21 protein-coding genes are annotated in these 24708 nt (G+C 69.2%); 7 read left to right on the forward strand and 14 right to left on the reverse strand.

Features of this window, described 5'->3' with window-relative positions; genetic code table 11:
• The first annotated feature begins 17 nt into the window (after positions 1 to 17).
• Genes ACNI65_RS00280 through cobA form a run of 5 tightly spaced genes read left to right on the forward strand, consistent with a single transcriptional unit; the run spans position 18 to position 7877 of the window.
• Positions 18 to 1370 carry an MFS transporter gene (locus ACNI65_RS00280; protein WP_416760559.1) on the forward strand — a complete coding sequence of 451 codons (1353 nt, stop codon included), beginning with the start codon at positions 18 to 20 and terminating at the stop codon, positions 1368 to 1370.
• Positions 1367 to 3808 (forward strand): nitrite reductase large subunit NirB, encoded by a 2442-nt coding sequence (gene nirB / locus ACNI65_RS00285; RefSeq protein ID WP_416760560.1) that lies wholly within the window; start codon positions 1367 to 1369, stop codon positions 3806 to 3808. Before ACNI65_RS00280 ends, nirB begins: the two co-directional genes overlap by 4 nt.
• A 10-nt stretch (positions 3809 to 3818) precedes the next feature.
• A complete protein-coding gene (gene nirD / locus ACNI65_RS00290) occupies positions 3819 to 4199 on the forward strand; it encodes a nitrite reductase small subunit NirD (protein WP_416760561.1) in 381 nt (126 codons plus the stop codon).
• A 13-nt stretch (positions 4200 to 4212) separates the two neighbouring features.
• A complete protein-coding gene (locus ACNI65_RS00295) occupies positions 4213 to 7017 on the forward strand; it encodes a molybdopterin-dependent oxidoreductase (protein WP_416760562.1) in 2805 nt (934 codons plus the stop codon).
• The gene (gene cobA, locus ACNI65_RS00300; RefSeq protein WP_416760563.1) at positions 7014 to 7877 is read left to right on the forward strand and encodes a uroporphyrinogen-III C-methyltransferase; all 864 of its coding nucleotides are present in this window, start codon (positions 7014 to 7016) and stop codon (positions 7875 to 7877) included. Before ACNI65_RS00295 ends, cobA begins: the two co-directional genes overlap by 4 nt.
• On the opposite strand, the gene ACNI65_RS00305 is transcribed toward cobA, so the two are convergent.
• From ACNI65_RS00305 to ACNI65_RS00325, 5 genes are all read right to left on the reverse strand, one after another.
• Complete coding sequence (locus ACNI65_RS00305; protein WP_416760564.1) at positions 7834 to 9006, reverse strand: YbfB/YjiJ family MFS transporter; 1173 nt, start codon at positions 9004 to 9006, stop codon at positions 7834 to 7836. The genes cobA and ACNI65_RS00305 overlap by 44 nt on opposite strands.
• A 7-nt stretch (positions 9007 to 9013) precedes the next feature.
• Complete coding sequence (locus tag ACNI65_RS00310; protein ID WP_416760565.1) at positions 9014 to 9361, reverse strand: HigA family addiction module antitoxin; 348 nt, start codon at positions 9359 to 9361, stop codon at positions 9014 to 9016.
• Positions 9362 to 9391: 30 nt separating this feature from the next.
• Positions 9392 to 9673 (reverse strand): type II toxin-antitoxin system RelE/ParE family toxin, encoded by a 282-nt coding sequence (locus tag ACNI65_RS00315; protein ID WP_416760566.1) that lies wholly within the window; start codon positions 9671 to 9673, stop codon positions 9392 to 9394.
• A 28-nt stretch (positions 9674 to 9701) separates the two neighbouring features.
• The gene (locus tag ACNI65_RS00320; protein WP_416760567.1) at positions 9702 to 10019 is read right to left on the reverse strand and encodes a hypothetical protein; all 318 of its coding nucleotides are present in this window, start codon (positions 10017 to 10019) and stop codon (positions 9702 to 9704) included.
• Between the two features lie 106 nt (positions 10020 to 10125).
• Positions 10126 to 11982, reverse strand: a complete 1857-nt coding sequence (locus ACNI65_RS00325) for a methyl-accepting chemotaxis protein (protein WP_416760568.1) — start codon at positions 11980 to 11982, stop codon at positions 10126 to 10128.
• A 182-nt stretch (positions 11983 to 12164) separates the two neighbouring features.
• Here ACNI65_RS00325 and ACNI65_RS00330 point away from each other — a divergent pair, with 182 nt between their 5' ends.
• A complete protein-coding gene (locus ACNI65_RS00330; protein ID WP_416760569.1) occupies positions 12165 to 12941 on the forward strand; it encodes a type III pantothenate kinase in 777 nt (258 codons plus the stop codon).
• A gap of 13 nt (positions 12942 to 12954) precedes the next feature.
• On the opposite strand, the gene ACNI65_RS00335 is transcribed toward ACNI65_RS00330, so the two are convergent.
• From ACNI65_RS00335 to ACNI65_RS00345, 3 genes are all read right to left on the reverse strand, one after another.
• Complete coding sequence (locus ACNI65_RS00335; protein WP_416760570.1) at positions 12955 to 13374, reverse strand: YybH family protein; 420 nt, start codon at positions 13372 to 13374, stop codon at positions 12955 to 12957.
• Between the two features lie 88 nt (positions 13375 to 13462).
• Positions 13463 to 13711, reverse strand: a complete 249-nt coding sequence (locus ACNI65_RS00340) for a hypothetical protein (RefSeq protein WP_416760571.1) — start codon at positions 13709 to 13711, stop codon at positions 13463 to 13465.
• A 147-nt stretch (positions 13712 to 13858) separates the two neighbouring features.
• Positions 13859 to 14680: a DNA polymerase beta superfamily protein gene (locus ACNI65_RS00345; RefSeq protein WP_416760572.1), complete on the reverse strand. Its 822-nt coding sequence runs from the start codon at positions 14678 to 14680 to the stop codon at positions 13859 to 13861.
• A gap of 175 nt (positions 14681 to 14855) precedes the next feature.
• On the opposite strand from ACNI65_RS00345, the gene ACNI65_RS00350 reads away from it, so the two are divergent.
• A complete protein-coding gene (locus ACNI65_RS00350) occupies positions 14856 to 15362 on the forward strand; it encodes a hypothetical protein (RefSeq protein ID WP_416760573.1) in 507 nt (168 codons plus the stop codon).
• 34 nt (positions 15363 to 15396) lie between these two features.
• Here ACNI65_RS00350 and ACNI65_RS00355 read toward each other — a convergent pair whose 3' ends face one another.
• The 6 genes from ACNI65_RS00355 to ACNI65_RS00380 all read right to left on the reverse strand — a co-directional run bounded on the left by ACNI65_RS00355 (position 15397) and on the right by ACNI65_RS00380 (position 24556).
• Complete coding sequence (locus ACNI65_RS00355; protein ID WP_416760574.1) at positions 15397 to 18642, reverse strand: hypothetical protein; 3246 nt, start codon at positions 18640 to 18642, stop codon at positions 15397 to 15399.
• Between the two features lie 86 nt (positions 18643 to 18728).
• Positions 18729 to 20060, reverse strand: coding sequence for an ATP-dependent protease ATPase subunit HslU (gene hslU, locus ACNI65_RS00360; RefSeq protein WP_416760575.1), 1332 nt, complete (start codon positions 20058 to 20060; stop codon positions 18729 to 18731).
• Between the two features lie 32 nt (positions 20061 to 20092).
• A complete protein-coding gene (hslV, locus tag ACNI65_RS00365) occupies positions 20093 to 20653 on the reverse strand; it encodes an ATP-dependent protease subunit HslV (protein ID WP_416760576.1) in 561 nt (186 codons plus the stop codon).
• Between the two features lie 212 nt (positions 20654 to 20865).
• Positions 20866 to 22623 carry a hypothetical protein gene (locus ACNI65_RS00370; protein WP_416760577.1) on the reverse strand — a complete coding sequence of 586 codons (1758 nt, stop codon included), beginning with the start codon at positions 22621 to 22623 and terminating at the stop codon, positions 20866 to 20868.
• Between the two features lie 34 nt (positions 22624 to 22657).
• A complete protein-coding gene (gene dksA / locus ACNI65_RS00375; protein WP_416760578.1) occupies positions 22658 to 23293 on the reverse strand; it encodes an RNA polymerase-binding protein DksA in 636 nt (211 codons plus the stop codon).
• Positions 23294 to 23443: 150 nt separating this feature from the next.
• Complete coding sequence (locus ACNI65_RS00380; RefSeq protein WP_416763529.1) at positions 23444 to 24556, reverse strand: CobW family GTP-binding protein; 1113 nt, start codon at positions 24554 to 24556, stop codon at positions 23444 to 23446.
• Positions 24557 to 24708 lie beyond the last annotated feature (152 nt).

The raw sequence follows: 24708 nt of genomic DNA on the forward strand, positions 1-24708 counted from the left end.
CCCAGAGCCCCACCGCCATGGCAGCGTTCCGCACCTTCCTGCGCTCCGGCCACGCCCCGACCCTCGGCGCGGCGTTCCTGTACTTCGCGTTCTCGTGCTGCATCTGGGTGCTCAACGGCGCGCTCGCGCCGTTCATCAGCGAGGCCTACCAGCTGACCGCGGCGCAGAAGGGCCTGATGCTGTCGATCCCCATCATGGCCGGCGCGCTGATGCGTTTCCCGCTGGGCGTGCTGTCGCAATACATCGGCCGCAAGAACGCGACGCTGGTGGAGATGGCGCTCATCGCCGTGGCGATGAGCTACGGCTACTTCATGGTCGACGGCTACGACGACCTGCTCGCGATGGGCGTGCTGCTGGGCATCGCCGGCGCGAGTTTCGGCGTGGCGATGTCGCTGGGCTCGGGCTGGTATCCGCCGCCCTACAAGGGACTGGCCATGGGCCTCGTCGGCGCTGGCAACGCGGGCACCGCGGTGTCCGTGCTGGTGGCGCCGCCGCTGGCGCAATGGCTGGGCTGGCAGAGCGTCTACGCGATCGCCGCGGGCGCGATCGCGCTGCCGATGCTGGTGATGGTCGTCTTCGCCAAGGAGCCGCCCGATGTCGATGCCCATGCGGGTCTGCGCGATCACGTCGCGTGCCTGTTCGAGAAGGACGGCTGGGCCTTCAGCCTGCTCTACGCGGTGACCTTCGGCGGCTTCATCGGGTTGACCACGTTCCTGCCCACCTACTACCACGACCAGTTCGGTGTCTCCAAGGTCGCGGCGGGCCAGCTGACGATGCTCGCGGCCTTCATGGGCGCGGCGGTGCGCGTGGTCGGCGGCGCGCTGTCGGACCGCGTTGGCGGCGTGCATGCGCTGACGGGCGTGCTGGTGGTGGTGGCGCTGACGCTGGCGCTGATCGGTCCGGCCAACGGCTCGCTGGTCCTGACGACCGCCCTGCTCATCGTGTGTTTCGCCGCGCTGGGTGCGGGCAACGGCGCGCTGTTCCAGCTGGTGCCGCTGCGCTGGCCCGCGGCCACCGCGGTGGCGGGTTCCATGATCGGCGAGATCGGCGCGCTGGGCGGCGGCGCGGTGCCCAACCTGATGGGCCTGTCCAAGCAGTGGGCGGGGACCTACGCCTGGGGATTCGCCGCCTTCGCCGTCTTCGCGCTGCTCATGCTGGGCCTGCTGCGCGTGATGCAGACCCGCTGGACCCAGACCTGGGTCGGCGCCGGCGGCCGTTCACTCCCTCTCCCGCTTGCGGGAGAGGGTAGGGGTGAGGGCCAGCGGCCGCCGCACACCACCGCATTGCCTCACCCGCATGCGGGAGAGGCCAGGGATGAAGCCCATGGCCCCTCGCACCTCCCCGCATTCCCCATGGAGCGTTCTGCATGAAGAAGATGAAACTCGTGATGATCGGCAACGGCATGGCCGGCGTGCGCACGCTGGAGGAGTTGCTGAAGATCTCGCCCGAGCTGTACGACATCACCGTCTTCGGCGCGGAGTCGCATCCCAACTACAACCGCATCCTGCTCAGCCCGGTGCTGGCCGGCGAGCAGACGCTGGACGAGATCATCCTCAACCCGCTGAGCTGGTACGAGGACCACGGCATCACGCTGCACCTGGGCAAGACGGTGACGACGATCGACCGCATCAAGCGCCAGGTGATCGCCGACGACGGCACCGTCGCCGACTACGACCGGCTGCTGATCGCCACCGGCTCGACGCCGTTCATGCTGCCGGTGCCGGGCAAGGACCTGGACGGTGTCATCGGGTACCGCGACATCACCGACACCAACACGATGATCGAGGCGGCGACGAAGTACCGCCACGCGGTGGTCATCGGCGGCGGGCTGCTCGGCCTGGAAGCGGCCAACGGCCTGATGCTGCGCGGCATGCAGGTCACGGTGGTGCACATCGGCGGCTGGCTGATGGAGCGTCAGCTCGACGACCAGGCCGGCGATCTGCTGCGCAAGTCGCTGCAGGAGCGGGGCCTGCGTTTCCGCATGGGCGCGCAGACCGAGGCGCTCATCGGCGACAAGGACGGACGCGTGATGGCGGTCCGCTTCAAGGACGGCGAGGAGATCCCCGCCGACCTGGTCGTGATGGCCGCGGGCATCCGTCCCAACACCGCGCTGGCCGAGAGCGCCGGCTTGCATTGCCATCGCGGCGTGGTCGTGACCGACACGCTGCAGACGGTGACCGATCCGCGCATCTACGCGGTCGGCGAATGCGCCGCGCACCGCGGCATCGCCTACGGCCTGGTGGCGCCGCTGTTCGAGCAGGGCAAGGTCTGCGCGAACCACCTCGCGCAGTTCGGCATCGGCCGATATCTCGGCAGCCAGACCAGCACCAAGCTGAAGGTGACGGGCATCGACCTGTTCTCGGCCGGCGACTTCATGGGCGGCGACGGCACCGAGGAGATCGTGATGAGCGATCCCTTCGCCGGCGTCTACAAGAAGCTCGTGATCAAGGACGACCAGCTCGTGGGCGCCTGCCTGTACGGCGACACCGTCGATGGCAGCTGGTATTTCAAGCTGCTGCGCGAGGGCCGCAAGATCGCCGACATCCGGGACAAGCTGATGTTCGGCGAGAGCAACATCGGCGACGTCGGCCACCAGGGCCACAACAAGGCCGCCGCGATGGCCGACAGCGACGAGGTCTGCGGCTGCAACGGCGTGACCAAGGGCGCGGTCTGCAAGGCGATCAAGGACAAGGGCCTGTTCACGCTGGAGGAGGTGCGCAAGCACACGAAGGCGAGCGCCTCCTGCGGGTCCTGCACGGGCCTGGTCGAGCAGCTGCTGATGTTCACCGCGGGCGGCGACTACTCGTCCGCGCCGAAGAAGAAGGCGATCTGCGGCTGCACGGAGATGAGCCACCAGGAGGTGCGCGACGCCATCTTCAAGGACCATCTGACGACGCTGACCAGCGTCTACGAGCGCCTGAACTGGAAGTCGCCCAACGGCTGCGCGACCTGCCGTCCCGCGCTCAACTACTACCTGATCTCGTCCTGGCCCAAGGAGGCGGTGGACGATCCGCAGTCGCGCTTCATCAACGAGCGCAGTCACGCGAATATCCAGAAGGACGGGACCTACTCGGTGATCCCGCGGATGTGGGGCGGGGAGACAACCGCCGATGAGCTGCGTCGGATCGCCGACGCCGTCGACAAATACAAGATCCCGACCGTCAAGGTGACCGGCGGCCAGCGCATCGACCTGCTGGGCGTCCGCAAAGAGGATCTCGTCGACGTCTGGCGCGACATCGGCATGCCCAGCGGTCACGCCTATGCCAAGGCGCTGCGCACGGTGAAGACCTGCGTGGGCTCCGAGTGGTGCCGCATGGGCACGCAGGACAGCACGCAGATGGGCAAGGACCTGGAGCGCGCGATGTGGCGCATGTATGCGCCGCACAAGGTCAAGTTCGCTGTCAGCGGCTGCCCGCGCAATTGCGCCGAGGCCGGCATCAAGGACGTCGGCATCATCGGCGTGGACTCGGGCTGGGAGATGTACGTCGCCGGCAACGGCGGCATCAAGACCGAGGTCGCGCACTTCCTGGTCAAGCTCAAGACCGCCGAGGAAGTCATGGAGTACACCGGCGCGTTCATGCAGCTCTACCGCAAGGAGGGCTGGTACCTCGAGCGCACCGTGCATTACGTCAGCCGCGTGGGCCTGGAACATGTGAAGCGCCGCATCCTCGATGACGCCGAGGGCCGCAAGGCGCTGTGGGCCGAGCTCCAGTTCGCGCTCGACGGCGAACCCGACCCGTGGTTCGAGTTCGCGAAGGCGCAGGTCGACGTGCGGCAGTTCGAGCCGGTGGCCACCCTTTCCTCCTGAGGACTTCGTCATGACCGACTGGATCTCTGTCTGCGCCGTCACCGATATTCCCGTGCTGGGTTCGCGCCGCGTGGCGCGCGTGCGGGGCCCGCAGGTGGCGCTGTTCCGCACCGCCGACGACCGCGTCCATGCGCTGCTCGACCGCTGCCCCCACAAGGCCGGTCCGTTGAGCCAGGGCATCGTCTTCGGCAACGCGGTCGCGTGCCCGCTGCACAACTGGACCATCGCGCTGGACAACGGCTGCGCGCGCGAGCCCGACGAGGGCCGCACGCCGGTGTTCCGCGTGAAGGTGGAGGCGGGCGTGGTGATGCTCGATCGCCAGGAGCTGGACACCGTGGGCATCGACCTGCCGCCGGTCCAGGCCGGCCCTTGCACGCGGGTGGCCTGCTGAGCGGATCGGCGCGATGAGCCTCGACGTCCGCACCACGCGCTCGACCTGCCCGTACTGCGGCGTGGGCTGCGGCGTGCTGATCGACACCGAAGGCGAGGGCGCCGGCATGCGCCTCGTCGGCGTGCGCGGCGATCCCCATCACCCGGCCAACCTGGGCCGGCTGTGCACCAAGGGATCGACGCTGCACCTGACCGCCACGCCGCTGGTGCGGCAACAGCAGCGCCTGCTGCGGCCGGCCTGGCGGGCCACGCGCGACGACGCCCTGCAGCCGCAGGACTGGGACACGACGACGCGGCGCATCGCCGATCAGCTGCTGGCGATCCGCGCCGAGCACGGTCCCGACGCGATCGGCTTCTACATCTCGGGCCAGCTGCTGACCGAGGACTATCACGCGTTCAACAAGCTCGCGCGCGGGCTGGTCGGCACCAACAACATCGACAGCAACTCGCGGCTGTGCATGAGCGCCGCGGTGGTCGGCTACAAGCAGGCGCTGGGCGCCGACGCGCCGCCCACCTGCTACGAGGACCTCGAGCGCACCGACTGCCTGTTCATCGCGGGGGCCAACACCGCCTGGGCCCATCCGATCCTGTTCCGCCGCATCGAGGCCGCGCGCGCGGCGCGGCCCGACATGAAGATCATCGTCGTCGATCCGCGCCGCACCGAGACGGCGGAGTTCGCCGACCTGCACCTGGCGCTCAAGCCCGGCAGCGACGTGGCGCTCTTCCATGGCATGCTGCACGCGGCGATCTGGGAGGGCTGGATCGACGCGGCCTTCATCGATCAGCACACCAGCGGCTTCGACGCGCTCAAGGCGCTGGTGCGCACGATGACGCCCGCTGAATCTGCCCGCCTCACCGGGCTGAAGGAGGACGGCATCCTGCAGGCGGCGCGCTGGTTCGCGCAGTCGCCGGCGACCTTGTCGCTGTACTGCATGGGCCTGAACCAGAGCAGCAGCGGCGCGGCCAAGAACACGGCACTGATCAACCTGCATCTGGCGACGGGTCAGATCGGGCGCGCGGGCGCGGGACCGTTCTCGCTGACCGGGCAGCCCAATGCGATGGGCGGGCGCGAGACGGGCGGCATGGCCACGCTGCTGCCCGGACACCGCGATCCCGGCCAGGCCGCGCATCGCGAGGAGATCGCCGCGCTGTGGGGCGTGGACGCGCTGCCCGCCGCGCCGGGCAAGACGGCGGTGGAGCTGTTCCAGGCGGCCGCGCGCGGCGAGATCAAGGCCTTGTGGATCGCCTGCACGAATCCGGCCCAGTCCATGCCCGAGCAGGCGCTGGTGCGCGAGGCGCTGTCGCGTTGCGAGCTCGTGATCCTGCAGGAGGCGTTCAGCGGCACCGCCACGGCGGACTTCGCCGATGTGGTGCTGCCAGCGTCGACCTGGGCCGAGAAGGAAGGGACGGTCACCAACAGCGAGCGCCGCATCAGCCGCGTGCGCGCCGCGCTGGCGCCGGCCGGCGAATCGCGCGCCGACTGGCGCATCGTGCGCGACGTCGCGCGATGCATGGAAGCGGTGCTGCGGCCGGGGCGTCCGAGCCTGTTCGCCTGGGACGGTCCGGAGCCGCTCTGGATCGAGCATCGCGAGGCGACGCGCGGTCGCGACCTCGACATCGGCGGGCTCAGCTACGCGATGCTCGAGGAGGCGCCGCGCCAGTGGCCCTGGCCCCAGGGTGCCCAGGCCGCGAAGGCGCGACTCTACGAGGACGGCCATTTCGCGCATGCCGATGGGCGCGCGCGTTTCGTGGCCAAGCCTGTGCAGCCGACGGCGGAGAGGCAGGACGCGCGGTATCCGATCGCGCTGAGCACCGGCCGCCTGCGCGATCAATGGCATGGCATGAGCCGCAGCGGCACGGTCCCGCGGCTCTTCGCCGGAGAACCCTCGCCGGCGCTGTCCCTGCATCCGCAGGACATGGCGCGTCGAGGTCTGAAGGACGGCGCGCTCGTGCGTGTGACGTCGCGGCGCGGCGCGGTGATCGTGCCGCTGCGTGAGGACGAGTCGGTCGGCGCGCAGCGCGCGTGGCTGCCGATGCACTGGGGCAGCGAGTACCTCGGCGGGCGCGATCAGCTCGGCATCAACGCGCTCACGCAGCCGGCCTATTGCCCGGACGCGCGCCAGCCGGAGCTCAAGTTCACGGCGGTGGCCGTGGAAGCGGTGGCCTTGCCGTGGCGCGTCTTCGGCGCGGCCTGGGTGGGGCCGGGCGAGGGCGCGGCGCTGCGCAGCCAGTTGCGCGTGCTGATGGATCAGGCGGACTACGGTTGCTGCCTGCCGGGCCCCGCGCAGGACGGGCGCGAGGGCTGGAGCTTGACGCTCGCCTTCGCTGAGCCGCCTCCCGCGCCGGTCGTGCAGGCGCTGGCGACGGTCCTGCAGCTCAACGGAGTCGGTGTGCTGCGCTACGCCGATGGACGCCGCGGACGCAGCCGGTCGCTGCGGCTGGACGGCGAGGGCGCGCAGGCACGGCTGCAAGCGCTGCTGCGCGTGGGCGAAGGCAGCGAGGGCGCCTGGCTGGACGCGCTGTGGCGTGAGCGCTCGCCGGTCGCGCCGCATGGCCGCCGCCTGCTGGCGCCCGACGCGGAACAGCCCTCGGCACCCGCGAGCGCGCAGGTCTGCAACTGCTTCAACGTGCGCGAGGACGCGATCGCGGCCTGCCTGCGCCGGCAACCGGCGGGCCCCGCTGAGGCGCGTCTCGCGGCCTTGCAGGGCGAGTTGCGCTGCGGCACGCAATGCGGCTCCTGTCTGCCGGCCTTGCGGCGCATGGTGCAGGCGGTCGCGCCTGGCGAAGCGGTCTCGAATGCGATGAAGGAACCGACATGACGAACCTCGACAGTCCCTCCCGCGCGCTGTGCGCGACGCCGCGTGTCTCCCTCGTGGGCGCAGGCCCGGGCGATCCGGAACTGTTGACGGTCAAGGCGCTCAAGTGCCTGGAGCGAGCGGAGGTCGTGCTGACCGATGACCTCGTCGATGCCCGCGTGCTGGCATGCCTGCCGGCTGGCGCGCGCGTGCTGCGTGTGGGCAAGCGCGGCGGTTGCGTGTCGACCGAGCAGCGCTTCATCCACGAGTTGATGATCCGCGAGGCCCAGGCCGGCGCGCGCGTGGTGCGGCTCAAGGGCGGGGATCCCTTCGTGTTCGGACGCGGGGGAGAGGAAGTCGATGCGCTGCGCGAGGCGGGCATCGAGGTCGAGGTGATCAACGGGCTCTCGGCCGGACTGGCGGCGCCGGCTGCGGTCGGCGTGCCGGTCACGGACCGGCGCTGCACGCCCGGCGTGGCCTTCGTCACCGGGCACAACGGCGAGCACGGCATCGCGCCCGACTGGGCCGCGTTGGCGCGCAGCCGCCTGACGCTGGTCGTCTACATGGGGCTCGCCCGCGCCGCGGGCATCTCGCGGGCGCTGCAGGACGGTGGGCTGAGCGGGGAGACGCCCGCGGTGATCGTCAGCGCGGCGCACACGCCGCATCAGCGCGAGTGCTTCACGACACTGGCGGGTCTGCCCGAGGCCATCGAGCGCGAGGGGCTGGCGAGCCCGGCGCTGCTGGTCATCGGCGAGGTCGTGGCGCTGTCGCCGACCTGGCGCGATCAGGTGGGACTGGATGTCGGGATGAACGGCAGCTTGAGCGCGGCGCAGGCCGGCGTCATGACGACGCGCGAGCTTCCAGCGCGCGCAGCCGCAGCATGATGGCCATGCCCACGGTCAGCACGCCGGCGGTGAGCCACAGCGAAGCGGTGTAGCTGCCGCTGGCCTGCGCCATGGCGCCGGCCAGGGCGGGCGCGGTGACCTGCGCCACGCCGTAGCTCAGCGTCAATCGGGCCATCGCCTTGCCCGGGTTGCCGGGCGAGCGCCGGCCCACGAGCGCCAGCGTGAGGCTGACCAGGCCGATGAAGGTCGCGCCGTAGAGCAGCGCGCCGGTGAGCGCGGCGCCCAGGCTGCCGGAGAGCGCCGGCAGGACGACCGAGACGATCTGCAGCGCGAAGGCGGCCAGCAGCGCGTTGAGGTCGCCGATGCGTCGCGCGACGCGGTCCCACAAGAACACGGCCGGCGTGGCGGCCAGACCGACCAGCAGCCAGGCCCACGGGCCCTGGCCATGCAGCAGCGGTTGGCGCTCCACGATGGCGACGGTGAAGGTGGCGCTGATCACAAAGCCCCAGCCGGCGCAGAAGTAGCCGGCGATCATCCAGCGCATCCACTGGACGCTGGGGGCTCCGGCGGCGAGGGCCGTGGTGGCGGGCGGAGGCACGGGGGGCCGCCACCACCAGCAGAGCGCGAGCAGCGGGACGCCCAGCACGACGAATCCCCACCAGTGGCCGGCCCAGTCGAGCGCGAGGCGGTCCATGGCCATGGCGCCGATCGCGGAGACGACGATGCCCAGGCCGAGTCCCATGAAGTGGACGCCGAGCTCGGGGCGTCTGCCGGCGCGCATCAGGAAGCCGAGGACGAGGCCGGAGCCGAGCAGCATGCCGGCGGCGCCGCTGAGCCCGCCGAGGTAGCGCGAGAGTGCCCACAGCGTGAGGTTGGGCGCGAGCGGCATGAGCGCGGTGGCCACGAGGCCGAGCAGCATGCCCCAGAAGTAGAGGCGGGAGCGCCAGCGCGGGTCGTCGATCAGCGCGGCGAGCAGGGCGCCGCTCATGTAGCCGGTGTAGTTGACGGCGGCGAGCGTGCCGCCCATCGCGTCGCTGAGGCCGGCCTGCTGCTGCATCAGCGGCAGCACCGGCGTGTAGGCGAAGCGCGCCAGCCCGATGCTCAGGATCAGCCCGGCGATGCCGCCGGTGGAGACTTGCCAGGGGAGGAGCGCCGTGTCGCGGGACATCGAGAGATCAGGCCGCAAGGGCGTCGACTTCCTCCACCAACTGGTCGCCTTGCGTTTGCAAGATGACCTCGATGTCGTACTGCGCTTGAAGGTTCAGCCAGAAGCGCGGATCCATTCCGAAGGCCAGTCCCAACCGCACGGCAGTGTCAGCCGACATGGCACGCGATCCGGCACAGATCTCGTCGATGCGCCGCTGCTGGACGCCGATGGCCTTGGCCACGCGGTAACGCGTCAAGCCCAGCGGCTCGATGAACTCTGACATCAGGATCGTGCCTGGATGGACCGGATCCAGCCGGCGCCCCGTGGCGATGTCGCTGAAATCGACCTGGTTGATTCGACTGCGAGGAATGCTCATGGCTTCGATCCGTGAATGTGTGCGGCCGGGTCAGTGGTAGTCGACCACCTCGACGTCCCAGGCAGCCCCGTCCTGCCATCGAAAGCAGATGCGCCATTGGCGGTTCACTCGCAGACTCCATTGGCCCTTGCGCGTTCCCCGCAGCAACTCGAGACGATTCCCTGGAGGAAATCGCAAGGTGTCCACCGAAGGGGCTGCGTCGATGGCACGCATCTTCTGGCGACATTGCTGTTGGAGTTCGCGCTCCATCCCCCGCACTTCCCGACCATCGAAGATGGCCGCCGTGCGCTTGTCCGCGAAGCTTTCGATCATTTAGTATCGACGCGCAATAGTAGCGAAGTCAATACAGATTCGGCGACGAGCGCTCCTTGTCTCGCGCCTTCGCGTACTCGACGAGGTCGACAAAGAAGCGTTGATCAAACGGAGCCAGTCCGCCGGAGTCGATGCCCTCGACCATCATGTCCTGCATGGCCTGGCGATCCATCTCCATCGCGATGAGCCCGCAAAGGTACTCGTCGCCGGAGCCGAACCCTCCGCGCTTGGCTTGAGCATCAATGAATGAAAACTGCGCCTCGCTCAGGAGCAGAGTCCTTGTGGGCATGAAGGCGTCGAGGAGCGGCGGCGCGGACGTATGGCTGTGTTGAGGGAGAGGCGACATCGATGGGCCCTTCTTGAAGAAGGCATCGAGCCTAAGCCCGGGTCATTTGACACCCGACCCTGCCAGACGGCATAACGGCCTCTATTCAAGAGGCCGTTGCGTTGGATCAAAAAGTCTCCCAATCTCCGTCGGGCGCGGACGTCGCGCTCGGGCCGGAAGGCGCTGGCGCCCTGGGGGTCACCGCCGGTGCGGGCTTGGCGATCGGTGTCGACTTCGCCGGCACGGCCTTGGCCGCAGCCTTCGGAGCGGCGCTCGACGCCGCCTTCACCGTCGATTTCACCGCCGGCTTGACTGTCGTGCTCGCCTGCTTCACCGCGGCAGGCCGCGGCGCGGAGATCGGCTTCGATGCCGCGGGCGACGCGCTCACCGACGTCATCGGCGCGGACGCGGGCTTGGCGCTCGTCGCCTCGTCGCCCTTGGGCTTGGGATCGCTGACCTTGAAGTGACCCACGAGCGCCGTGAGCTTGCGCGCCTGCTCGCTGAGCGACTCGGCCGCCGCGGCGGACTCCTCGACCAGCGCCGCGTTCTGCTGCGTCATCTGATCCAGCTGCGCCACCGAGCCGTTCACGCTGCCGATGCCCTGGCTCTGCTCGACCGTGCTCGCGCTGATCTCGCCGATGATGTCCGACACCCGCTGCACGCTCGCCACGATCTCCGTCATCGTCGCGCCGGCATCGCGCACCTGCTGCGAGCCCACTTCCACCTTCGTCACGCTGTCGCCGATCAGCGCCTTGATCTCGCGCGCCGCGCTCGCGCTGCGCTGCGCCAGCGCCCGCACCTCGGAGGCCACCACCGCGAAGCCCTTGCCGTGCTCGCCCGCGCGCGCGGCCTCGACCGCCGCGTTCAGCGCGAGGATGTTGGTCTGGAACGCGATGCCATCGATCGTGCCGATGATGTCGTTGATCTTCTTGGCCGACGCGTCGATCTGCGCCATCGTGCCCACCACGTCGCCCACGGCCGCGCCACCGCGCTCCGCCACTTCCGCGGCGCTGCCCGCGAGCTGGTTGGCCGTGCGCGCGCTGTCCGCGCTCTGCTGCACCGTGCCGGTCAGCTGCGACAGCGACGACGCCGCCTGCTGCAGGTTGGACGCGGTCTGCTCGGTGCGCTGGCTCAGGTCCTGGTTGCCGCTGGCGATCTCCTGGCTGGCGGTCTGCATGCCGTCGGCGCTCGCGCGCACCTCGCGGATGACCTTGCGCAGCGCGCTCTTCATTGCCGCCAGCGCCCGCTGCACATCGCCGATCTCATCGGCGCGGTACTCGCGCTCGACGTGGAACAGGTCGCCCTCGCCGATGCGTTCGGCCTCGGCCATCAGCGACTTCAGCGGCTGCGAGATCGTGCGCACGAAATACGCCGTGGCCAGCGCCAGCGCGCCCACGATCAACGCCATCAGCGCCGCCACGCCCCACACGGTGCGCATGCGCTCGGCGCCCGCGGCCTCGCGCAGCGACGCGGAACGCTTCTGCTGCAGCGAGACGAAGTCCTGCTGCGCCACCAGGTACTGCTCGATCGCGGGGGCGACCTTGTCCTTGAGCGCCTTGTGCGAGCCCTCGACGTCGCCGCCGGCCTTGAGCTTGTTGGCCTCGTTGCGCACGGCGATGTAGGCCTGGCGGCGTTCGGCGATCTTCGCCATCGCCGCCTTGTCGTCGTCGCCGTCGGTCAGCGCCTCGAGCTGCTTCTGGATCTCGTTGATCGACTCGGTCGTGCGGGCGATGTCGGCCTTCATCGCGTCGGCCACCGCGTTGTCGTTGGCGGCCAGGCCGGCCTGGACGCGGCTCGCGTTGGCTTCGGTCAGGCCGCGCCAGCGCAGGGCCAGCTCGAAGCGCTGCTGTTGTTTCTCCTGTGTCACCTGGGCGACTTCAAGAAGGGCGCGCGTGCGCGATGCCGCGCCGAGCGACATCACCACCGTCATGACGGACATGACGGCCACCGGAATCCAGAGCCGCGTGGCGATCGAGAACTTCATCGGTCCTGAGCCTTGTGTTGTTGTTTCGGAGGGCGCCGCCCCGGGATGGTGCGACGGGCCTCGATCCCATCCTAAATCGGCACCCCGGTGCACTTGCTTGAGGACAAACACTGCTAACCTGCCGCCTGGCCGCACGGCGCCGCCATTTCCCCCAAGAACTCCACAGATCGTCCGTCTCGCCCATGACCTTCTTGGCCATCGACATCGGCAATACGCGCCTGAAATGGGCGCTGTACGCCGGCCCCCAGCCCGGCAGTCCGATGCTGGCCCATGGCGCGCAGTTCCTCGAGAACATCGAGAAGCTGGCCGAACACGATTGGGCGGGCCTGCCCGCGCCCGGGAGCATGCTGGGCAGCAACGTGGCCGGCGACGGGATGCGTCATCGCGTCGAGGAGCAGATGGAGCTCTGGGACATCGAGCCGCGCTGGGTGGCGTCCTCGGCGCAGGCCGGCGGGGTGACCAACGGGTATGACCATCCGGTGCGGCTGGGCGTGGACCGCTTCGTGGCGCTGATCGGCGCGCGGCACCACGTGCTCGCGCGCGGTCGTGGCCAGACGCCGAGGCCGGCGCTCGTGGTGATGGTGGGCACGGCGGTGACGGTCGACGCGCTGGACGCGGACGGCCGCTTCCTGGGCGGGTTGATCCTGCCGGGGCACGGGATCATGCTGCGCGCGCTGGAAGGCGGCACGGCGGGATTGCGCGTGCCCACGGGCGAGGTGCGCGAGTTCCCGACCAACACCTCCGACGCGCTCACCAGCGGCGGCAACTACGCGATCACGGGCGCGATCGAGCGCATGCACCGTCACATCGTGCAGCGCTGCGGCCAGCCGCCGGTCACGCTGATGACGGGCGGTGCGGGCTGGAAGGTCTCGCCCGCGCTGGACATCCCGCACGAGCTGATCGACTCGCTGATCTTCGACGGCCTGCTCGCGTTGCAGGCGCACCGGCTGGCGCTCTGAGCGCCAGCGCGGCTCAACGCGCCACGACCTGCTTCGATTGGAAGTCGACCGGCACGGACGTGTGCTGATGCACGGCGAGCCAGCGGCCCTGACGGCGCTGCAGCAGCACGGTCTGCCGGTTCTCGATCGATCGCTGCGGCTGGCCGTGCTCATCGAGCGCGGCGAACTCCAGCGTGGCGCTGCCGCCCGCGACATCCGCGCCGATCCAGGTCTGGACGTCCTTCGCGATGACGCGCACGCGGGTGTCGCGGATGCCGTCGAACCACGAGGCGATCATGCCGGCCCAGGCGTCGCGACCCGCGTACTCCCAGCGGTCCCAGCTGTCGAAGACCTGCACGTCCTCGGCGTAGAGCTCCACGAACCGGGGCAAGTCGCGTTCCAGCACGGCGGCGGCGTATTCGCGGAGGAAGGTCTGCGCGGGGTCATCGGTCATGGCGTCGCTCCTGTGGGGTGATGGTGACATCCCCACGACGGATGCGCGAGCCCGCTTTCGACATCCACGTCGACATCGATCCTCGGCTTCAGGAGAAGCGCTGCTGATGACGGCGCCAATCGCGCTTCCAGCGGGCGACGTTGTAGAGCAGCACGCTGACCGAGCAGACCCAGAACATGCCCAGCCACAGGCCGAGGACCTTGAGCGTGAAGATCATGTCGCCGTCGCAACGGCCGGAGGCGTTGCAGGGCGAGGGCACGTAGACATCGATGAGCAGCGCGGTCGCGACGTTCCAGACCAGCAGTCCGACCAGCACCGAGGCGAAGAAGCGATTCATGGCAAGGGTGTCCTCTCTTTCAGGAGAAGGCCCCAGTCTCGCCACGACGTTCGAGCTCAGCATGAGTCCCGTGTGAGCTCAGGGTGAAGTCGGCGGTCGGCGGACGGCGCACGGGTGGCGCGTCGCCTCAAGTCGACTCTGGCCGCCTCACGCGGCCCAGGCGTCGCGGAGCGTGTCGCGGAACAGCGCCGACAACAGCGGCTCGACCTCGGGCCGATCCGTGATCGGCAGCTCGAGACCCTCGATGCGATCGAGCTCGTGCTCGATGAAACGCTGGATCGGGACGATCTGCGGCGACAGGCCGAGTTCGGCGGTGCGGGACTTCATGTCGAGCAGCTCGTCGATCGCGCCCGCAAGACCGGGCTCTTGCTGGATGGTCTCCAGCAGGCGATGGAACTCGATGGGCGCAGGGGTTCGGTGCCGCTCCAGCCACCGGACGGCGAGCAATGGGCGCAGCACGTAGAAGTATTTCTTCAAGGGCACCTGCTCGGTCTGCAGATAGCCGCGGAAGTTGGTCTTGGCCATGCTGCGGTAATGGTGGATGCCGCGCACGATCGAGTAGACGACCGGCAGCAACTCCAGCGCCCGCGCATGGAATCCGGTGTACTGGCCATAGACGATGGGCGACTGGATCCATTCGACGAAGCCCGGATTGGAGCTGCGGAACAGCCGCAGCGCCTTGCGCAGGTCCCAGCCGTTGATGTCCATCTCGTCGACGATGGGGTACTCGATGACGTCGCGCTGTTCCTCGAGTCCGACGGAGAGATACCAGTCCTGGCGGTTCACGTAGATGAAGCGGGCATCGAAGTCGCTGTCGGGCGAGGCGAAACCCCAGGCGCGGCTGCCCGACTCGACGGCCAGCAGCACCCGGACGTCATGCTCGGTCTCGGCGCGCCGCAGGCGCGATCGGATCTCCTCGCGCGCGGGCTCGGGGATCACGGAGAGGTCGGTGGAAGTCGTGGCGCTCATCGGGCGATTCTCTCCGCCGTGGGCGCCGTGAAGGAATGCCGAAAGTCGCGCGAGGGGCATCGAGCGCGTGGCAGTGACGCCGCATCCCGCGGGATTTCGCCCGAGGGCCTTTCATACTGCGCGCCGCGCGTGATCCCTTGGGGCCGCGCTCGCATCCGCAGTTTCAGGAGAGGACATGAACCACAAGACTTCGGCGCTCGGCGCCTTGCTCATCGGCGCGCTGTGCGCGACCGCCTCGGCACAGGCGCAAGACGCCGGCGCCCCGATTCCCACCATCACACCCGCGCCGGGCAAGACGGCCTGCAAGGCCGTCTCGTCGAGCGTCGCCGACAAGCCCCTGCGCGCCGAGCTGTGCGTGACCGGCGGCAGCTTCTCCTCGGACATCTACCAGTTCAAGCTCGATGGCGCGTTGGTGCTCAAGGGCATCGACGACCAGACCACGCCCGGCCTGAAGGCCACGCGCGACGGCAAGAACGTCGCGATGGTGTGCACGCCGCAGGAAGTGGCGCCCAACGCAAGCGCCGAGGACATCCAGCGCGTCCTGCCGGGTTACCCCGCGGCGAAGACGCGCGACCTGGTCGCGCTGATGGCCGGCAGCCCCAGCGGCGTCGAGCTCGGCCGGCTCTGCAAGGCCACCGTCGACGGCGCCCCCGTGCTGACGGTGCAGGTGATCTTCGATTGATCAACGGCGCCGGTCGCGGTCGCCACCCACCTGCTCAGAGCGAGGCCCGATCGCAGATCGGCAGGCGATTGAGGGTTCGCCGCCGGTAGTCCGCCTCGTGGGCGCGGAACTTGTCCACCGCGTCCTTGTCGGCGCTCGCCAGGAAGCGTTCGAGGTTCTCGGCATCCTGCGCGGGCTCCCAGCGAAGCGTCACCTGGCTGGGCACGAAGGGGCGTGTCTGCTGCTGGAGCAGCAGCAATTGCGTCACCGGGAAGTCCGCCCCCAACTGGCCCTGCAGCGCGGCGCGCGCCAGGCGCTGCGCGAGGACGAACTGCTCCAGCGGATCCATGAAGTCGTCGGCGTTCTTCAACCGGGGCGTCGCGTAGGCCGGCAGGGCGGCCTGCACCTGCCCCCTCAGCGCCTGGAGCTGCGCGTTGGGAAAGTCCAACGCGGCGCTCTCCCTCTCCTCGCGGTCCTCTCGCGTGCGTCCATGCAGGGAGAAGGTCGTGTGCGTCCAGAAGTCCAGCGCCTCGAGATGCGAGGGCGAGGGCCGGAGCCACCGGAGGTCCGCGGCCAGTCGCCCCTCGCGCTCCCGAACCTGCGACGTATGGTCCTCCGGGAACCAGTACGCGCCCAGAAGACCTTCGCGGGACACCCGCGTGCACAGGCACTCGCCGAGCCGGTCCCGCGGGCCGGTCGCGCAGGCGCTCGCCTCCTTGAGGAAGGTGGTCGAGCCGGCCGGGCTGCTCGCCTCCCGGGCTCGAAGAAAGGCGGCCATCGCGGCCTTCATCGGCTCCGAGAACCTCACCGCATCGGTCTTGGACTTGTCCACCACCTGCTGCACGCGATCGGCAGGGCAGACCGGCTCCTCCCGGGCGACCACGGCGCGCGCGTAGGTGACCACCGCCCGCCAGTTATCCATCTGCCGGCGGTCCTCAGACAACTGAGCGATCGTGGTGGATGCCGTGCTTTCGGCGCGTGACGGACGCGTCGTGAAGGTGTCGATCAATCGGTCTGATTCGATGACACGGCACCCCAGCGGCGTATCGACCAACGCGGGATGCAGGTAGGTCATGCGGCCGATGGCCTTGCGGTCGCCGCCCATGATGGTGGTGGCTACCACGCGCTTGTCGGCGGCATAGCGCAGCGCCTGGTTGAGCACGCCGGCGTCGAAGGTCCCCGCGGACTGCCAGGTCGGCGTGGTCCCGGGCTTGTCCGCGACGCGCAGCTCGAGCGCGACGCGCGTGGGCTTGCCCGCCCCCTCCGCCGCCAGGATGCGCCAGCGGATATCGGTGACGTCCAGCGGTTGGCCCGCGAGATCGCGCCCGATCAGGACGCCCCGCACTCGGAAGCTGCGCGACGCGGTGTGGAAGTTGGAGGCCCAGCCGCGCGAGGGCGATCCATGGGCCTGTGAGCCGTGCCCACCACCACCGCCACCGCCACCGCCGGCACCCGCCGGGCCCGGTTCGGGCGCATGCGGACCCGTCTTGGGGGGGCCGCCCGCCGCGGTCGGCGGCATCGACCGCGAGAGGTCGTTGATGCGCGGATCGACGTCCGCGACGAACACGCGCTCGTACCCACCGAAGGTGTCGAGCATCGCGGCCCGTTCTCCTGCGTCGGTCACGCCGTGGAGGTCGGCGACCCGGTTGGCGACGGCCTGCGCCATGCGCGCTTCCTGCGCGTTCGCCGGGGCCGCGCGCCAGGCCCGGCCGCTGGACTGTTCCAGATCCTGGACGAATGCCCGGGTGGACTCGCTGGCCTCGAAGGCGAAGGCCTGACGGACCTCGGGCCGCGTCGTGCCGATGATCGTGTCGCTCATGAACTGCTTGAGCCGGGCGTCCGCCCACGCCTTGGTGGCGTCCTTGCCGAACTCCTTGGCCAGCTTCTGTCCCTGCTTGGCCAGCTCCCCGTCAGGCTTGGCGTCGAGGCCGCCGAACGCCTCATCCAGGACCTTCGCCACCAGCTTGGACTGCGCGTCCGTGGCCGACATCGCGTGGGCATATCGCGCCTCCAGGCGCTCGAGCAACGCGGCGAACCGCTTCGGCTGCCTGTCCTTGAGCTGTTGCAGCGAGGCTTGCGCGCGCTCTTCCAATTGCCGGACTGCCGCGCCCTCGTGAGGGGACACGCGGTCGGCGGTCGCCGCCGCTTCCTGGCTGATGCGGGAGGCCGTGTCCGGCAGCATCGGCTGGTCGGCGACATGCCCCGCCAGCGCATGCGCGACGGCATCGGCCTGGGCGCGGGGGTTGGCGGGAAGCGCCGAGGCCGTGCGGACCAGCGGGGCGCGCGTCAGGTCCGTCATCACGGCGCGCGCCATCAGCCGGGAGGCCGTGCGGACGGACTCCGCCGGCAGCGGCGCGCTCGCCTCGACGGGCGTGGTGGGTTCGGCGCGTGACAGGGCCTGGTCGAGGTCCCGCTGCGCGTCACCGGCCAGCAGCTGTGCCCTCAGGTTGTTGACCGCCAGTTGAAGGCTGTCGGCCATCGGGACCGACGCCCACCCCAGCAGCGAGACGAACAGCAAGGCGGTGACCGCGCGTCCCAGCGGCTTGCGCACCAGGCCCATGTCCTCCGAGAAACGCTTCGAGGACAGCGCGCGCAGCACGCGTTGCCATGGGCGAAGGGCGGCGGTTGGATCGGCGGGCGCGTCCGAGGCCGTCACGACGAAATCGACTTGCTTGCGGGCCGATTCGATCGCCAGATGCGTCAGCGCGGCGCCGAGCGCCTCGCGCGTGTCCTCGATCTTCCCGGGATCGGGCGTCGGCATGGCGTGGAGCGTGCGCAGGCGGTCGATCGCGGCGTCGATCTGCTGGACGATGGGGAGAAGTTCGGGATCCTTGGCGGCTTCGCCGATCCGTTCCGGATTGGCGCGGAACGCCTCATGCGCCTCGTTGGCCTTGGCCTGCCAGACCTCGACCACGTGTTGCCGGGCCTTGCGCGCCGAAAGCCACAAGACGACAGCGCCGCCGGCCAAGGCGGCCCAGCTCAGCCCCGTGCCGAAGTCGTCCGCCACCTGCTTGACGCTCTTGTAGATCGACGCGAGGGCCTCGATGACCGCCTTGGGCCAGACGACTCCCGCGCCGCCCAGGAAGTTGGCCGCGACGACGAGGAGGGCAATCGCCCCCACGGCGCAGGTGCCGACGGCGGCCAGGTCGCGCAGCTTCTCGACTACCACGAGCGCGCCGGCCCGCGTCATCTTGCGGCGCAGGTCGGCGGCCTTCCAGTCGTTCTTGACCCACGGCAGCACTTGCAGATGCAGCAGCGCCCACAGCACCGCGAGCGTGATGAACAGGGCCTTGATGTCCATGGCCGTCTCCCAACGTGCCCGACACGATGGCACGGCACGCGGAGCGGCACATCCTCAACCCTGGGGAAGAGGGGCGGTGCAGGATCTCAGAGGATGAACCGGCTCAGGTCCTCGTTCTGCGCCAGCGCGGCGAGCTTCTCGTCGACCTGCTCGCCGCCGATCGTGACCGTCTTGCCGGCGTGCTTGTGCGCGTCGAAGCTGATGTCGTCCAGCAGCCGCTCCAGCACCGTCGCCAGACGCCGCGCGCCGATGTTCTCGGTCCGCTCGTTCACCTCGAACGCGATCTGCGCCAATCGTCGGATGCCGTCCGCGCTCAGCTCCAGCGTCAGACCCTCCGTCGCGAGCAGCGCCTGGTACTGCTTGACCAGGCTCGCATGCGTGCTCGACAGGATGGCCTCGAAGTCCTCCACCGACAGCGACTTCAACTCCACCCGGATCGGGAACCGGCCCTGCAGCTCCGGGATCAGGTCGCTGGGCTTGCTCAGATGGAAAGCGCCCGACGCGATGAACAGGATGTGATCGGTCTTCACCATCCCGTACTTCGTGTTCACCGTCGTGCCCTCGACCAGCGGCAGCAGGTCACGCTGCACACCCTGGCGCGACACATCCGCGCCGCCGCTGTGCTCGGCCCGAGTGGCCACCTTGTCGATCTCGTCGATGAAGACGATGCCGTTGTCCTGCGCATGCGCCAGCGCCGCGGTCTTGATCTCGTCCTCGTTGACGAGCTTGGCGGCCTCTTCCTCGACCAGCAGCTTGCGCGCCTCGGCGATCTTGAGCTTGCGCGTCTTGCGCCGCTCCTGACCCATCTGCGAGAACAGCCCCTTGAGCTGCTCTGCCATCTCTTCCATGCCCTGCGGCCCGACGATTTCCATCGACGGCTTGGCCTCGGCCACCTCGATGTCGATCTCCTTGTCGTCCATCGAGCCCTCGCGCAGGCGCTTGCGCATCACCTGCCGCGCGGTGTTGTCCGCGTTGCCCTCGGCCGCCGGCGCGAAGCCCGTCGACGAGCGCGGCGGCGGCACCAGCGCGTCCAGGAGACGCTCCTCGGCCGCGTCCTCGGCCCGCGCGCGCTGGAAGCGCATCTGGCGCTCCCGCTCCTGCTTCACCGCGATGTCCACGAGGTCGCGCACGATGCTGTCCACGTCCTTGCCGACATAACCGACCTCGGTGAACTTCGTCGCCTCGACCTTGATGAAGGGCGCATCGGCCAGCTTGGCCAGCCGGCGCGCGATCTCGGTCTTGCCCACGCCGGTCGGACCGATCATGAGGATGTTCTTCGGCGTGATCTCGCCGCGCAGCTTCTCGTCGACCTGCTGGCGCCGCCAGCGGTTGCGCAACGCGATCGCGACGGCGCGCTTGGCATCGGCCTGGCCGACGATGTGCCGGTCCAGTTCGGACACGATTTCCTGCGGGGTCATGCTGCTGCTCATTCGTGTGCTCCGATGCCGGCTCAGTCCAGCGTCTCGATCGTGTGATTGCCGTTGGTGTAGATGCAGATCTCGCCGGCGATCACCAGCGACTGCTTGACGATGTCCACCGCGCTCAGCTCGCTGTGGTTGAGCAGCGCCTTCGCCGCCGCCTGCGCGTACGCGCCGCCGCTGCCGATCGCCACGATGCCCTGCTCGGGCTCCAGCACGTCGCCGTTGCCGGTGATGATCAGCGAGGCCGTGCGGTCCGCCACCGCCAGCATCGCCTCCAGGCGGCGCAGCACACGGTCGGTGCGCCAGTCCCGCGTCAGGTCCACCGCCGCGCGCACCAGGTGGCCCTGGTGCTTCTCCAGCTTGGCCTCGAAACGCTCGAACAGCGTGAACGCATCCGCCGTCGCGCCGGCGAATCCCGCCAGCACCTGGTTCTTGTAGAGCTTGCGCACCTTGCGCGCCGTCGACTTCACGACGATCGTGCCCAGCGTCACCTGCCCGTCGCCGCCGATGGCAACCTGGTTGCCGCGCCGCACGCTGACGATGGTGGTGCCGTGGTACGGCGGAAGCGGGGAGGAATGGTCTTGGGACATGGTGGATCCGGTCGTGAAGGACTCACGTGGGTTCCCGCGCGGGAATCACAAGGTGAGAAAAATCGGAGGACGGCGCGCCTGCGGACACGCTTGTGCGAATGCCGGCGGACGATGTCGATGATCGGACATCCGAATGAACAACGGGGCCAGAGGCCCCGTGGTCACGATGGTTGCGATCGCCGTGATCGTCGCGAACGGCGAGGGCGCGGTCGTCAGACGTGCCGCACCTTCACGCGCGCATGCTCGTTGATGCCCATGGCGCCGAAGAACAGCGCCACCAGCCGGTGCGCGTCGGTGAACAGCACCGAGCGGTTCTCGCTGCGGCGCGCCAGCACCCAGTTCAGCAGGTCGCCCGCGGCCATGAAGTCCAGGCGGATCAGCTTGGGGCAGGCGATGGTGACCAGCGACGCGCCACCGAGCTGCTCGGTCATCAGCGCCAGCGTCTCGCTGATGTCGCCGCTCAGCTGACCCGAGAGCTCCATCAGCGCCGCCGTGTTGACCGCGTCGGTCATCGTCGACTCGAGGAAGGCGATGCCGGTGTCCATCGCCGCGGGCTGGATCGACGACGGCGAGCTCGTGGACAACGCGTTGCCGCTGATGCGCACGTGGCACAGCGCCTTTTCCCAACTCGGCGGCGAGACCTCGTAGGTCACGCAGTAGTCGATGGCGACCTCGTCGAACTGGTCGGGCCGGTTGGCCAGACGCAGTGCTTCCAGGCGCAGCATCCACAGGATCGGATCCGCGTCGCGGCTGCCGACGGGCGCCTGCTCCTTGAGCACCTGGAAGAAGTGGTCGCCGGAGAGCCAGCGCAGATCCAGCGCCTGCTGCGCCCACGCGCGGAACAGGTCGCGCAGCTTGGCGCAGGCCTCGATGTCGATCTGCTTGAGCGGCGCCCAGTCGATCACCCACGGCATCGGCAGGTTCTCGCAGCGCGTGCGCATCTGCGTGACGGCCTCGGTGTCCAGGTAGTCCGGCGCCGTCCAGGACACGCTGCTCGCGCGGCCGCGCGGCGCGCGTTCCTGCTGCACGGCCTCGGCCACCAGCTTGGGCAGCGAGAACCATTGCGGCGAGGACAGACCGAACTGCTGCGCGTAGTCGTTGGCCAGATGCTCGAACTTGCCCTGCTGGCCGGTGGCGCGGTACAGGTCGAACAGCACCAGCCAGGTCTCGGCGTGCTCGTGGCGCGCGCCGCCCGGGCGGGTCAGGTCGATCAGGCTGCGCTCGCAGTGCTCGTAATCGGCGTTGGCGAAGGCGATGACGGCTTCGTCCAGCTCGGCGTCGTGGACGACCTCGCTCACCTCGACCTGCGGATCCGCGACGCGGAAGCTCAGCGTCGGGATCTCCTTCTTGAGCTCGGGGATCGGCGCGGGCGCGCCGGCAGGCGAGGGCGGCGCCATGCCGCCACCCATCGAGGCCGCGGCCGGCGCGGGCGACAGGTCCAGGCGCTCGATCTCGGACGGGGCCGCGTAGTCGGAGACCCGCGCCGCGACCTGATCGGCCGGCTGTGTCGGCGCGAAGTTGACCGGGCGCGTGCTGGTCTCGAAGAAGGCCTGACCGTGCTGACCCGTCATCTGCGTGGGCACGAAGCCCTCGCCGACCATCTGCTGCTCGATCTGGTCGATCTTGGCCTTGACGGTGCCGTCGTCGCGACGGGCGCCCTGGATCTCGCTGATGCGGCCCAGCTCGTCGATGCCCGACGTGGCATGACCGCCCAGCGCGGCGAGCTGCTCAGGCGTCAGGCCCTCGCGGCGGATCTTGCGCAGCATGTCGAGCTCGCGCTTGCGCACGAAGTCGTTGCGCCGCTTGCGCTCGACCATGGCCCGCAGCTCCGCCTTGGCCGCGTCGGCCTCGGGGTCGTCCTGGCGGGAGTTGATCTCCGCCCAGTCGGTCGTCGGGTTGGCGACGAAGCGCGCCACCTTTCTGAAGAAGCTCTCGCCTTCTTTGGTGCCGTCTTTGGGGTCGGTCGTCATGCTCTGGCGGGTCTTGCTCTGCGCGGGAATCGGCTCAATCGCCGAACATCTTCTGCTTCAGCTCGCGGCGCTGCTGCGCTTCCAGCGACAGCGTGGCGGTCGGGCGCGCGATCAGGCGACCCAGGCCGATCGGCTCGCCGGTCTCGTCGCAGTAGCCGTACTCGCCGCTGTCCAGGCGCGACAGCGACTGCATGATCTTCTTGAGCAGCTTGCGCTCGCGGTCGCGCGTGCGCAGCTCCAGCGCGTGCTCTTCCTCGATCGTGGCGCGGTCGGCCGGATCGGGGACGATGGACGTGTCCTCGCGCAGGTGCTCGGTGGTCTCACCGGCGTTGGACAGGATGTCTTCCTTCAACTGCGTCAGCTTGGCGCGGAAGAATTCGACTTGCTTGTCGTTCATGTACTCGGTGTCCGGCATCGCCAGCACCTCGGCGTCGCTCAGTTCGGCACCGGCCTTGGTTTTCCAGGCAGACGAGAGTTTGGGATCGGTCTTCACGGCGGGTCGGCTGTTCTGGTTTGTTGATGTCGGGGTCGAATGCCGGACGGGACTGTCCAGCAGAGAGATCGTGCTGTCGGGCGCGTCCGCCTCGGCGGACTTGTCCGCCGCGGAAGCCTTGGCCGACTTGGCGGGGGCCTTGGGCGCGGCGGTCTTGGAGGCCGGTGTCTTGCTCACGTTCACTCTCCTAGCGGCTCTTTATACCTGCTCGACATGAGAAGCCGGGACTTCCCGCGCGGACGCAGGGGCCAGGTTCGGGCGCGGCGGATTGTAGCCACCTCCACCGCCACACCGGGGACGGCTCTCGAACCGCCGGCCAGTGTGTCACTAAGCCAGGCAGCCTTCCAGCCCCTGCATGAGGATGTCCTTCGGCAGATCGATGCCGATGAACACCATCTTGCTGATCCTCTTTTCCTCGGGCAGCCACTTCGGGCCCAGGTCCGAGCCCATCAGCTGGTGCACGCCCTGGAAGATCACCTTCTTGTCGGTGCCGTTCATGTTCAGCACGCCCTTGTAGCGCAGCATCTTGGGCCCGTACACCTGCACGATCGCGCCCAGGAAGTCCTCCAGCTTGGCCGGATTGAACGGCCGGTCCGAGCGGAAGACGAAGGACTTCACGTCGTCGTCGTGGTGATGGTGGTGCGGGTGGTTGCAGGCTTCGCCCGGGGCGTGGTCATGGCCTTCATGGCCGTGCTCATGTCCGTGATCGTGCTTGTGGTCATGACCGTGGTCATGTCCGTGATCGTGATCATGGTCGTGCCCGTGATCGTCGGCGGACAGGAACTCCGGGTCGATCTCGAGCTTGGCGTTCAGGTTGAAGCCGCGCAGGTCGAAGACGTCCTTGATCGGCACCTCGCCGAAATGGACCTTGGACTGCGGCGCGCGCGGGTTCATGTGCTTGAGCCGGTGCGACAGCGCGTCCACCGCGGCGGCGTCCACCAGGTCGGTCTTGCTCAGGAAGATCTGGTCGGCGAAGCCTACCTGGCGGCGCGCTTCCTGGCGCGTGTCGAGCTGCTCGTTGGCGTGCTTGACGTCGACCAGCGTCAGGATCGAGTCCAGCAGGAAGGTCTCCGCGATCTCGTCGTCCATGAAGAAGGTCTGCGCGACGGGGCCCGGATCGGCCAGGCCGGTGGTCTCGATGACGACGCGCTCGAAGTCCAGCTCGCCCTTGCGGCGCTTGGCTGCGAGGTCGGTCAGCGTGGTGCGCAGGTCCTCGCGGATGGTGCAGCACACGCAGCCGTTGCTCAGCTGGATGATCTGCTCCTGCGTGTCGCTGACGAGGATGTCGTTGTCGATGTTCTCCTCGCCGAATTCGTTCTCGATGACGGCGATCTTCTGGCCGTGGGCCTCGGTCAGCACGCGCTTGAGCAGCGTGGTCTTGCCCGAGCCCAGGAAGCCCGTGAGGATCGTGGCGGGGATCAGCCCGGTGGACGGGGTCATGGCGGCGCCGGCAGCGGAGGCCGGGGCGGCGGTGTCAGGAACGGACGACATGGTGGAAAGTGACCAATCTGCGATATCGGTGGGGGCGGCGGTGGGGGCGGCTGCGGGTCGACGCTGAACGCGTGGGTCCGGCACCTGGGGGCGGATGACTG

The sequence above is a fragment of the Roseateles sp. So40a genome, assembly GCF_048081605.1.
Classification (GTDB): Bacteria; Pseudomonadota; Gammaproteobacteria; order Burkholderiales; family Burkholderiaceae_C; genus Roseateles.